Origin of the sequence: Frateuria sp. (assembly GCF_035695185.1) — a bacterium.
GTDB lineage: Bacteria > Pseudomonadota > Gammaproteobacteria > Xanthomonadales > Rhodanobacteraceae > Frateuria_A.
On the sequence record NZ_DASSES010000221.1, the window covers coordinates 1 to 8,089 of the forward strand.

Below are 8,089 nucleotides of genomic sequence, written 5' to 3' on the forward strand. Positions count from 1 at the left end.
GGGCTGGATGGTCATGTCCGTACTGTAGCGTATTCTTGCACTGCAGCATGCATGCGCAGCGCCGGGAGGCGCAGTTATCGGCGAGTGGATGCGCACTTGGCGTGAACAGGCAGGCGGTTGCCTGCGGGTGGCTTGCGGCACTGCCGCAAGGGCGCGGGGGGTGCAGGAGCGCCCCCGTGCGCGACCGGGTGCCACTGCGGTCGCGCAGGGTGCGCTCCTGCAAAGAAGCGGCGGGCGGGGAGCCCGCCGTGCCGTCAAAGCGCTTCGGAGGCGAAGTCGGCCAGCCGCGAGCGCTCGCCGCGCCGCAGCGTGATGTGCGCCGAATGCTCCCAGTTCTTGAAGCGATCCACCGCGTAGGTCAGGCCCGAGGTCGTTTCGGTGAGGTAGGGCGTGTCGATCTGCTCGACGTTGCCCAGGCAGACGATCTTGGTGCCGGGGCCGGCGCGGGTGATCAGTGTCTTCATCTGCTTGGGCGTGAGGTTCTGTGCCTCGTCGATGATCAGGTAGCGCGACAGGAAGGTGCGACCGCGCATGAAGTTGAGCGAGCGGATCTTGATGCGCGAGGCGAGCAGGTCGTTGGTGGCCTGGCGTCCCCACGAGCCGCCTTCCTCGGGATTGGCGAGCACTTCCAGGTTGTCGGTGAGCGCGCCCATCCACGGCGTCATCTTTTCCTCCTCGGTACCCGGCAGGAAGCCGATGTCCTCGCCGACCGAGACGGTGGCCCGGGTCATGATGATCTCGCGGTAGCGCTGCTGGTCCATAACCTGCGCGAGGCCCGCGGCCAGCGCCAGCAGGGTCTTGCCGGTGCCGGCGGTGCCCAGCAGGGTGACGAAGTCGACGTCCGGGTCCATCAGCACGTTGAGCGCGAAGTTCTGCTCGCGGTTGCGCGCGGCGATGCCCCACACGCTGTGGCTGGGATGGCTGTGGTCGTCCAGCAGCACCAGTGTGGCGTGCTGCTCGTCCACCCGCAGCACGCGCAGCTCGACGCTGTTGTCGCCGGGAAGGAACAGGCACTGGTTGGGATGCCAGTCCTCATCCTCGCGGCGGTCCACCTTGTAGAAAGTGCGCCCGCGCTCGGACCAGGACTGCACTTCCGGGTGGCGATCCCAGAAATCCTCGGTCAGTCCGGTCGAACCGGTGTAGAGCAGCGCGAAATCGTCGAGCGCGCGGTCGTTCTCGTAGTCCTCCGCATCGATGCCGTAGATCTTGGCCTTGATGCGCAGGTTGATGTCCTTGCTGACCAGGATCACCTGGCGGTCCGGGTGCTGCTCGCGCAGTTCGATCACCGCCGAGAGGATCAGGTTGTCCGCCTTGCCGTGGCCGTTGGTGGCGCGTTGCTGGAAGTACAGCTTGCCGACCGCGTCGCCGCGCTTGAGGTTCACGCCCTGGGGGTTGGACAGGTCCAGCCCGTTGCTGATGCCGTGGCCGTTGCCGCGCTCGATCAGCTCGTTGATGAAGCGGCTGACCTGGCGGCCGTTGCGCGAGACCTCCGAGGCGCCCTTCTTCTTTTCGTCCAGTTCCTCCAGCACGGTCATGGGAATGAACACGTCGTGTTCCTCGAAGCGGAACAGCGACGTGGGGTCGTGAAGCAGCACATTGGTGTCGAGTGCGTAGATACGCTTGCTTCCGGTCATGCGGAAGAGGCCTCGCTTCGGGTCGGAGCAAAGAAAAGCGGCCTGGACGCCAGGGGTCGGGGCAACAGAGCCGTTCGAATGGCTTCTGTCGCCCCGGCTCGAGGTGTCGCAGGCCGCCGGGAGGCACGGCGCAATGCCGCGCGAAGGGAATGTTCGAAAGTGCCGGAGTGCTTCACTTGGCGGGGATGGCGTCCAGCACGGCCTGGGCATGGCCAGGGACTTTCACGCCGCGCCATTCCTGCGCGAGATGGCCTTTCGGGTCGATCAGGAAGGTGCTCCGCACGATCCCCATGTGGGTCTTGCCGTAAAGCACTTTCTCGTGGATCACGTCGAACGCCTTGCACCAGGTCTCGTTGGTGTCGGCGATCAGCGGGAAGGGCAGCGCCTGCTTGTCGGCGAAGTTGGCGTGCGAGGTGACCGAGTCGCGCGAGACGCCGACGATCTCGGCATGGCGCTTGCGGAACTCGTCGTAGAGGTCGCGGAAATCCTGCGCCTCGGTGGTGCACCCGGGGGTGGAATCCTTCGGGTAGAAGTAGACCACCGTCCAGCGGCCTTTGAGTTCGGAAAGTTCCAGCTCGGTGTCGTCGCCGGTGGTGCCGATCAGGGGGGGAATCGGTTTGCCGATTTCGGGCATGGGGTCTCCGCGAGGTCGGTCGGAAAGCAGGCGCACCATGCGCCTCCGGGCGAAGACTAACGCGCCTGACGTCGTGTGCAACAGGGTTGCCGGCACCGGCGCCACGCGCGATGCTTGGCGCTTGTGGAGGGGCCATGGCGCAGGCGCTCCGAAACCGGTGCGCGGGCGCCCGGGGCGCTCCGGCGTGGCCGGGTCGACGGTCGCCTTCTTAGAACTTCACCGGATCCATGATCGCGTCGAGGTTGAGCCCGTCGCAGAGCTCCAGGAAATCGTCGCGCAGCGTGGCCAGGTGGATCTGCGAAGGGATGCCGATGGTGATCTGCGCCTGGAACATCTGCGCGCCGGTCTGCATGGCCTGGTAGCGCATCGAGCTCAGCTGTTCCACGCGGATGTCGTGGCGGCTGAAGAACTCCACCACCTTCACCAGGATGCCGGGGCGGTCGGCCGCCACCACTTCGACCAGGTAGGGGAGCAGCGTGCCGTTCTGTTCGCGCGGGCCGGTGCGGTAGTGCGACAGGCGCAGTTCCTCGTCGCGGCCGAGCTTGGCCAGCGCGGTTTCCAGCTTGGCGATCGCGTCCCAGGCGCCCGAGGCGAGCATCAGCAGCGAGGTGTCGTTGCCGATGGTCGACACGCGCGCGTCGGACAGGCTGCAACCGGCGTCGGCGATACGCTTGGTCAGCGTGAGCAGCGGCGTGTGCGACGCCGGGGTGAGCGTGTGGATCAGCAGCTGGTTGTCGTTGCCGGCGCGCGCGGAGGGACGGTTCAAGGAGGGTTACCTGTTGAGGATCCCGCAAGGCGGAATCCAGCCAGCTTAGCCGGGATACACGGGAAATCGTAGGGCCGACGGGCCAGTCCGCCATCGGCGGGGCGCCGGCCGTCGGCGGACCGTCCCTTTCCCTGTACGCCGGCCACCAGTACCATCCTCCGCTTGCCTTCAGGCCGGAATCGCGTCTTGGACATTCGTGGAAGCATCTGCGCGCTGGCGACACCGTTTGCCGCCGATGGCTCGCTCGACCTGCCGGCCTTCGGACGGTTGCTCGACTACCAGCTCGCCGGGGGCACGCAGGCGGTCGTTGTCGCCGGGTCGACCGGTGAGGCGCACATGCTCGAGCACGACGAATTCGACCGCCTGCTGGCGTTCGCGGTGGAGCGCGTCGCCGGCCGCGCGCCGGTGATCGCGGGCACCGGCGAGGCCGGCACCGCACGCACCGTGGCGCTGACCCGCCGGGCGGCTGCGCTGGGTGCCGACGCGGCGCTGGTGGTCGCTCCCTATTACGTGCGTCCCACGCAGGAGGGGCTGCGCCGGCACTTCCTGGAGGTCGCCGAGCATGGCGGCCTGCCGGTACTGCTCTACAACGTGCCTTCGCGCACCGCCTGCGACCTGCTGCCCGGGACCGTCGCGCAGCTGCGCGATCACCCGGCCATCCTTGGCATCAAGGAGGCGGTCGCCACGGACGAGCGCATCCACGCGCTTGCGGAACTTGCACGCGCGGATTTCGTCTACCTGTCCGGCGACGACGGCACGGCCGGCAAGGCGATGCTGGCCGGTGCGGCGGGTACCGTGTCGGTGGTGGTCAACCTGGTGCCGCACGTGTTCCGCGAGCTGTGCGACACGGCCACCGCGGGCGACCGTGAGGCGGCCGGGCGCGTGCACGACCGGCTCGATCCGCTGGTGCAGGCGCTCAACTGCGCGCCCAACCCGATCGCGGTGAAGGCCATGTTGCCCGCGCTGGGGCTCGGTTCGGCGCGGCCACGGTTGCCGCTGGTCGAACTGGCCGACGGCGCGGACCGCAGGCGTCTGCGCGAAGCGCTGGCGGCTCTGGCATCCTTGGTGGCCGACGCCTGATCTTCCGGTCGCCGTTTGATTCCTTTTTCGGAAAACCACTCCATGAAGAAAACCTCGCTCGTCATTACCCTGCCGGTCCTGGTCATTAGCGGCCTGTTGCTGTCCGGCTGCGGCATGTTCCGCTCGCACAAGGCCTGGGAGACCGCGCGCCAGGAGTCCCCGCTGGAAATCCCGCCGGGGCTGGATACGCCGACGGCGAGCGATGCGCTGGTGATTCCGCCGCCGGGCGCGAACAGCCCGACCAGCGCGGGCGTGACGGCCGACGTGGGGGCTGCCGGCGGCACGATCGCCGACGGCTTCGTGCTTTCCGACACGGCGGACAACGCCTATCACCGCGTCGGCGAGGCGCTGGCCGAGGTGGGCCAGGTCACCGCGCACGACGATGCCGCGCACAGCTATTCGGTGAACGTGGCCGCAGTGCCGGGCAAGAAGCGCGGCTTCTTCAGCCGCCTGTTCCACCGCAACGGCAAGGGCGATGCGGCCGGGGCCGGCAAGGCCTCGCGCCAGGTGCAGGTGACCGTCACCGCCAGCGGCGACAACGCGAGCGAGGTGCGCGCGCAGGGCCAGGCCGCGGCCGTGGCCAAGGTGGTCGATACGCTGAAGTCGAAGCTCGGCGGCTGATCGCCCCTGCAGCCGTTTGCCGGACGCCGCCTTCGGGGCGGCGTTTTGCTTTTTGGGCTTCCGGAGCGGCCCTTCGACTTCGGCGCTGCGCGCCTGCGCTCAGGGCGAACGGGGAAGGGGGAAGGGGGAAGGGGGAAGGGGGAAGGGGGCAGGGGGCGCGAACCACGGAGCGGGGAACACGGAGTCTGGGGCGGGCAGCAGAGGCGGGAGGTCCGTTCGCATCGAGCGTAGCCCGGAGGGCGACATCGAAACGCTTCGCGGGACCGCACACGAGAACGCCGCCCGGGGGCGGCGTTGCAGGAACCGGTGGCCGGTGCCTCAGCGTTCCAGCAACCGGAGCTTGTCCGGCTTGCCTTCCCACTCCTTGGCGTCGGGCAGGCCATCCTTGCGCTCGGTGATCACCGGCCAATCGCGCGACAGCTCGGCATTGATCGCCACGAACTGTTCCTGTCCGGCCGGCACGTCGTCCTCCGGGTAGATCGCGTTGATCGGGCACTCCGGCTCGCACAGCGTGCAGTCGATGCACTCGTCCGGGTTGATCACGAGGAAATTCGGGCCTTCATGGAAGGCATCGACCGGGCAGACCTCGACGCAATCGGTGTACTTGCACTTGATGCAGTTGTCGGTGACGACAAAGGTCATGGAGGCGGCTCGAGTCGGCGGTGGAGAAGTGTCCGACGGCGCTGCTCTGAAACGCCGGCCGGAGCGCTGCTCCTTGTGAAGAGTGCGGCCATGGATGGCCGCTTCTAGTCTAGCCGGTGGCCAGGAGCTAAGGGTTTACCGAGACCCTTCCAGACAGCGGCAATCATGGACGATTGCAAAAACAGTGGCGCTCCCTACGAGGTTCGAACTCGTGTTCCCGCCTTGAGAGGGCGGTGTCCTAGGCCACTAGACGAAGGGAGCGCAGAGCTGCGAGGCGCGCTAGTATAGCGGAATTGTTTCGCCCGGCAATGCCCCGTCAAGGGCTCTTCGCACTGCCGTCCGGAACAGCCGCCGGCCTCCGAAGCCGCGCGGACGGACGCAGCGCATTGCGCCGCGATTGGTTGCATCGGCGCCACGCGCCGCCAAGGATCCAGACCGCTTGAACCCAGAAGCAAGGACTTCCGTCACGCCCGTGCCCGCCATCGTTCCGCGCGAGCAGCACGTGATCTCCCGCAAGAACATCAGCAAGGCCGCGCTGCGCGTGCTCTACCGCCTCCACGATGCCGGCTACGACGCTTTCCTGGTGGGGGGCGCCGTGCGCGACCTGCTGCTGGGCGGCCACCCGAAGGATTTCGACGTGGCGACCAACGCCACGCCGGACGAGGTCAAGAAACTCTTCCGCAACTGCCGGCTGATCGGGCGGCGTTTCCGACTGGCGCACGTGGTGTTCGGGCCGGAGATCATCGAGGTGGCGACCTTCCGGGGCACCGGCGAGGACGAGGCCAGCGAGGGCGAGCGCCACATCGTCGACGGGCTGATCGTGCGCGACAACGTCTGGGGCTCGATCGAGGAGGACGCGGTGCGCCGCGACTTCCGGGTCAACGCCCTGTACTACGACATCAGCGATTTCTCGGTGCGCGACTACGTCGGCGGCATGCAGGATCTGAACGACCGCGTGCTGCACCTGATCGGCGATCCGGCCACGCGCTACCGCGAGGACCCGGTACGCATGCTGCGTGCGGCGCGCCTGGCGGCCAAGCTCGGCTTCAGCATCGACCCGAAGGCATCCGCGCCGTTCGCCGAGCTCGGGCCGTTGCTCGGCGATGCGGCGCCGGCGCGGCTGTTCGATGAATCGCTCAAGATGTTCCTGGCCGGCAATGGCCTGAAGAGCTTCCGCATGCTCGAGCAGTGCGGGCTGCTGAAGTTCCTGTTTCCGGCCACCGCGCGCGCGCTCAAGCGTGGCGACGAGGCACTGCGCTCGCTGATCGAGCAGGGGCTGGCCAACACCGACCAGCGCATCGCCGAAGGCAAGTCGGTGACGCCGGCGTTCCTGTTCGCGGTGCTGCTCTGGGGTGAAGTGCGCGACCTGGCGCATGCCTGGGTGGCCAAGGGCGTCGACGGTAACGAGGCCTGGGCACGCGCCGCCGCCCACGTGGTGGGCGAGCAGTGCCAGCGCGTGGCGATCCCGCGCCGCTTCACCATCACGATGGAAGAGATCTGGTCGCTGCAGCCGCGCTTCGAACAGGTCCAGCGCAAGCGGGTGTTCCGCCTGATGGCGCACCCGCGCTTCCGAGCCGCCTTCGACTTCCTGCTGCTGCGCGCGGCCGAGTCGCCCGCACTGCGCGAACTGGGCCAGTGGTGGGCGCATGCCCAGCAACTGCCGCAGGACGTGCTGGCGTCGGCCCTGCCGGCCGGCGCGGGGACGTCCGCCGGAGCGCCCGGCGCTGCGCCGCGCAAGCGCCGCCGGCGCAAGCCGCCGGGCAAGTCCGGCTCGGCCTGATCCGCCGCCGATGACCCGGGTTTTCGTCGCGCTGGGTGGCAACCTCGGCGATGCGCAAGCGACCCTGCGCCAGGCGCTCGACGCCCTGGGCTCGCTGCCGCGCACGCGCCTGGTGGCGCATTCGCGCATCTACCGCACGCCACCGTGGGGCCTGCGCGAGCAGCCGCCGTTCTTCAACGCGGCGGCGGAACTCGATACCGGGCTCGGGCCCCACGAGCTGCTCGACGCGCTGTTGCAGATCGAGCGCGCCGCCGGCCGCGTGCGCGATGGCGAGCGCTGGGGGCCGCGCACCCTGGACCTGGACCTGCTGCACATGGACGGCGCCATGCTGAGCGACCAGCGCCTGACCTTGCCGCACCCGCGTATCGCGCAGCGCGCCTTCGTGCTGCTGCCGCTGGCGGAGCTGGCGCCCGACCTGGAGGTGCCCGGACAGGGCAGGGTGGTCGACCTGCTCGCCGCGGCCGACGCCACCGGCTGCGAAGCGCTGCCGTAGCGCACCCGGCGGTGCCCGGGGCACGCGACCGCGCCGGGAACGGGCTCCCGCAAGGGCTGCCGCGGCCGCCTGGCCTTTGATACCCGCGCGCCGGATAATCGCCTGCTCCCCCGCCCCCCGAGGAACTGCCGTGTACGTGGACAACGCCACCGTTCCCGCCCGCAAGCCGGTGACCGTGCCGGGCCTGCGCGCGATGAAGACGCAGGGGCGCAAGATCGTCATGTTGACCGCCTACGACGCCAGCTTCGCCTGGCAGCTCGAGGCCGCGGGGGTGGACGTGGCGCTGGTCGGCGATTCGCTGGGCATGGTGGTGCAGGGCCACCGCAGCACGCTGCCGGTGACGCTGGAAGACATGGTCTATCACACCCGCGCGGTGGCGCGAGGGCTGGCCTCCACGCTGCTGATCGCAGACCTTCCTTTCATGGCCGATCGGGACGTG

The 8,089-nt window shown here is 68.7% G+C and carries 9 protein-coding genes and 1 tRNA gene; 5 read left to right on the forward strand and 5 right to left on the reverse strand.

Translation table 11 applies throughout. The features are described 5' to 3' along the window. Positions 1 to 254 precede the first annotated feature (254 nt). The 3 genes from VFH59_RS18405 to VFH59_RS18415 form a co-directional block, all read right to left on the reverse strand. Positions 255 to 1,634 (reverse strand): PhoH family protein, encoded by a 1,380-nt coding sequence (locus tag VFH59_RS18405; RefSeq protein ID WP_325166388.1) that lies wholly within the window; start codon positions 1,632 to 1,634, stop codon positions 255 to 257. 172 nt (positions 1,635 to 1,806) lie between these two features. Next, positions 1,807 to 2,268, reverse strand: coding sequence for a peroxiredoxin (locus tag VFH59_RS18410; RefSeq protein ID WP_325166389.1), 462 nt, complete (start codon positions 2,266 to 2,268; stop codon positions 1,807 to 1,809). A 208-nt stretch (positions 2,269 to 2,476) separates the two neighbouring features. Next, positions 2,477 to 3,034, reverse strand: coding sequence for a glycine cleavage system protein R (locus tag VFH59_RS18415; RefSeq protein WP_325166390.1), 558 nt, complete (start codon positions 3,032 to 3,034; stop codon positions 2,477 to 2,479). Between the two features lie 186 nt (positions 3,035 to 3,220). On the opposite strand from VFH59_RS18415, the gene dapA reads away from it, so the two are divergent. Beyond that, entirely contained in the window at positions 3,221 to 4,114 is an 894-nt protein-coding gene (gene dapA / locus VFH59_RS18420) for a 4-hydroxy-tetrahydrodipicolinate synthase (RefSeq protein WP_325166391.1), read from the forward strand. A 42-nt stretch (positions 4,115 to 4,156) separates the two neighbouring features. Then, the gene (locus tag VFH59_RS18425; protein WP_325166392.1) at positions 4,157 to 4,735 is read left to right on the forward strand and encodes a hypothetical protein; all 579 of its coding nucleotides are present in this window, start codon (positions 4,157 to 4,159) and stop codon (positions 4,733 to 4,735) included. Positions 4,736 to 5,053: 318 nt separating this feature from the next. On the opposite strand, the gene fdxA is transcribed toward VFH59_RS18425, so the two are convergent. Both fdxA and VFH59_RS18435 read right to left on the reverse strand, forming a co-directional pair. Next, positions 5,054 to 5,377: a ferredoxin FdxA gene (gene fdxA / locus VFH59_RS18430; RefSeq protein WP_231351296.1), complete on the reverse strand. Its 324-nt coding sequence runs from the start codon at positions 5,375 to 5,377 to the stop codon at positions 5,054 to 5,056. 185 nt (positions 5,378 to 5,562) lie between these two features. After that, positions 5,563 to 5,638 (reverse strand) — tRNA-Glu (locus tag VFH59_RS18435). Between the two features lie 178 nt (positions 5,639 to 5,816). Here VFH59_RS18435 and pcnB point away from each other — a divergent pair. The 3 genes from pcnB to VFH59_RS18450 all read left to right on the forward strand — a co-directional run. Continuing rightward, positions 5,817 to 7,157, forward strand: a complete 1,341-nt coding sequence (gene pcnB / locus VFH59_RS18440; RefSeq protein WP_325166393.1) for a polynucleotide adenylyltransferase PcnB — start codon at positions 5,817 to 5,819, stop codon at positions 7,155 to 7,157. 10 nt (positions 7,158 to 7,167) lie between these two features. Next, entirely contained in the window at positions 7,168 to 7,650 is a 483-nt protein-coding gene (gene folK, locus VFH59_RS18445) for a 2-amino-4-hydroxy-6-hydroxymethyldihydropteridine diphosphokinase (protein ID WP_325166394.1), read from the forward strand. A gap of 130 nt (positions 7,651 to 7,780) precedes the next feature. After that, positions 7,781 to 8,089, forward strand: a 309-nt coding sequence (locus VFH59_RS18450; RefSeq protein WP_325166395.1) for a 3-methyl-2-oxobutanoate hydroxymethyltransferase, incomplete at its 3' end; no start/stop codon positions are given.